Genomic DNA, 2,825 nt, shown 5'->3' with positions numbered 1-2,825 from the left:
CATTGAGGCATGTGCAAGTAAGGCTGTAGGCACTAGCTGCACTATAAACACCCCTGATGGTACACTAACAGGCCAGTGTCAACTCGCAGGACAAACCAAGGCTTGCGTGCCAGAAAGACAGCCAATCTAATTGTTCAGCTTGGTATTACACTAATCACCAGAGCAAGAAACGGTTTGCTTTAATACCAAAAAAATCCCGCTATAAGCGGGATTAACTATCTTCAAAGACCAAGTTTCTTCGCCTTTTACAACGCGTTGATATAGTAGATAGAATACGTGGTAACAAGCTAAGCTATCGCATACGACGACCACGGTTTTTGTGGATCTTAGACTTTGCTTTTGCCCTTCGCTTCTCTGCCGAACGTCCGCGTCGATTATTGTCCGATAGCTCGATAGTAGGATCCGGTTCATACCCTTCTAACCATTGCTGTGGCAATCGGGTATCAAGCAGCTCTTCTACCGCTCGTAGCGCCCACTCCTCATCCATGCTCATCAATGAGATAGCATGACCTGTTTGTCCTGCGCGCCCGGTTCGGCCTATGCGGTGTACATAATCTTCAGCCTTAAACGGCATATCAAAATTGATGACATACTCAAGTTGTTCGATGTCCAAGCCACGAGCAGCAACATCAGTAGCAACCAGTACACGTGCCTTACCTTCTTTAAAGTCGTTTAATGCACGTTGCCTTGCGCCCTGACTTTTGTCCCCATTAATAGAGACCGCCTTAATACCATCTAGCCCTAACTCTTTGGCTAAGGCATCAGAGCCCTGTTTCGTTTTGGTAAAGACCAGCACTTGTTGCCAGTTTCTTGAGCCAATCAGGTATGAAAGTAGCTCGCGCTTTCTGTGCTTATCAACGGGGTAGACCATTTGTTCAACCGTAACCGCGGCACTGTTTGACGGAGTGACTTCTATCAGCTTCGGCTCATCTAAAATATCATACGCCAGTTTTTTGACCTGCTTCGAAAAGGTTGCAGAAAAAAACATCGTCTGACGGCTGGCTTTCATGCGGCGCATGATGCGCTTAATATCATCAATAAACCCCATATCCAACATTCTATCGGCTTCATCAAGAACGAAGTACTCCACTCTCGATAAATCAACAGTGCCAACATGAGCATGATCAAGCAGTCGGCCCGGTGTGGCAACCAGGATATCAGCACCTGCACGAATGGCACTAACCTGAGTTTTCATACTGGTACCGCCATACGCTACCGCTAACTTTATCTGCGTATCCTTGCTATACGAGGCAATACTGTCATAAACCTGTTGAGCAAGCTCACGAGTAGGCGTCAGTACCAACGCCCTAATCTGAATTTCTGCTTTTTCGCTAACACTAGCAACCTCAGTCTGACTACCGGGCTTATCCAGTAATTGATGTAGCAGCGGAAGACCAAAAGCCGCTGTCTTCCCGGTACCGGTTTGCGCGCCAGCCATAATGTCATGACCGGCCAGCACCTCAGGGATTGCCTGCTGCTGAACGGGAGTTGGCGTTTGAAACCCCAGGGCGGTAACGGTATCAACTAGTTGGCTTTGTAGCCCCAAGGCTTGAAATGACATTATGTTTTTCCGAATTTGAACCAAAGAGCGCGGATTTTAGCAAAGTTTTTGGTAAAAAATAAAAAAAGCACTGCTCAGCAGTGCTTTTTCTTCAAATGAGGTACTTTGTGGTGTTACTTGATGTTCAAGAATGCAGCACCACGAACACCACCAGCATCACCGTATTTGGCTTTTACGATTTTTGGCACACGCGCTACAGACAGCAGGTGTTTAGGTAGTCGCTTCGGCAGCTCGGTATATAGCAGCTCAAAATTAGACAGGCCGCCGCCAAGTACTACAACGTGCGGGTCAAGGCCTGTAAATAGATTTGCAAGACAGATAGCCAGCATCTCCATGAAGCGATCAACGTGCTCAACCGCCTTCTCATCACCGGCCGCATGACGCTTGATCAGCTCAATCGCCTTCACTTTTTCGCCGTAATAGTGGGTATATAGCTGCTCGAAGCCACGGCCAGACAGGTAATTGTCGATGCAGCCCTTATTATCGCAACCACACTCAAACAACGGTGCATTTTCGCCAAGGTGGAACCAAGCATCGATAGGCATACGAGTATGGCCGAGTTCGCCGGCTACGTGGTTTTTGCCAGAGAAAACATGGCCATCGAACACCAAGCCTCCGCCGAATCCGGTACCCAGGATTAGACCCAGAACAGATTTCTCACCTTGTAGTTCCTCATCCCATGCTTCAGACAAGGCAAAACAGTTTGCGTCATTATCGATAGAAACACTACGGCCTAGTTTTTCCTCAAGATCCTTGCGAAGAGTGTGCCCTTTTGCCGCAGGAATGTTAGATGTAAGCAGAGAACCATCCTCAGCATCCTCCATTCCTGGAATACCGATACCAATGTGGCCTTCACAAGAGAATTCCTTATCTGCCTTCTGAATGATGTCCACTAGCGTATCGACTAATTTGTCGTAATCATCACCCGGAGTCGGTACTCGTTCTGTCGCTACTCGCTCAAGTTTCTCATTAAATGCACCAAACTCAATTTTGGTACCGCCTACATCAAAGCCGTAGTACATCCTGCACACTCCGCAAAAAACATAAAAAAACAAAACTGTAAAAATTATCCACACATCTACACCTACTGACTGTGACTTAGCACAAATTTAGTAGGGATAACGGTTGGCATAGCTCGCGTTTGACGAAAGAAACAGCAAGCTGTTACATTTTATAACAGCTGGCTGTTATAAAATTACCAAAACATAAGATAACAAATTCAACAATTAAGCAGCAACATATTGTTTTAGTTGCTTCAAGATCG

The 2,825-nt window shown here is 46.4% G+C and carries 2 protein-coding genes; both read right to left on the bottom strand.

Annotated features, from left to right (window positions below):
* Positions 1-292: 292 nt before the first annotated feature.
* Positions 293-1,561, bottom strand: coding sequence for a DEAD/DEAH box helicase (locus MHN01_RS23290; protein ID WP_255725416.1), 1,269 nt, complete (start codon positions 1,559-1,561; stop codon positions 293-295).
* 113 nt (positions 1,562-1,674) lie between these two features.
* Entirely contained in the window at positions 1,675-2,583 is a 909-nt protein-coding gene (nagK, locus tag MHN01_RS23285) for an N-acetylglucosamine kinase (RefSeq protein ID WP_160655150.1), read from the bottom strand.
* Between the last annotated feature and the right edge of the window lie 242 nt (positions 2,584-2,825).

Origin of the sequence: Photobacterium sp. OFAV2-7 (genome assembly GCF_022347985.1) — a bacterium.
Classification (GTDB): domain Bacteria; phylum Pseudomonadota; class Gammaproteobacteria; order Enterobacterales; family Vibrionaceae; genus Photobacterium.
Note: the sequence above shows the minus strand (reverse complement) of the source record. Positions and strands in the feature narration are given on the sequence as shown.

What these genes read in the sequence shown, in the direction of transcription:
- MHN01_RS23290 (WP_255725416.1), bottom strand. Translation starts at nt 1,561, where the DNA reads ATGTCATTTCAAGCCTTGGGGCTACAAAGCCAACTAGTTGATACCGTT.
- nagK (WP_160655150.1), bottom strand. Translation starts at nt 2,583, where the DNA reads ATGTACTACGGCTTTGATGTAGGCGGTACCAAAATTGAGTTTGGTGCA.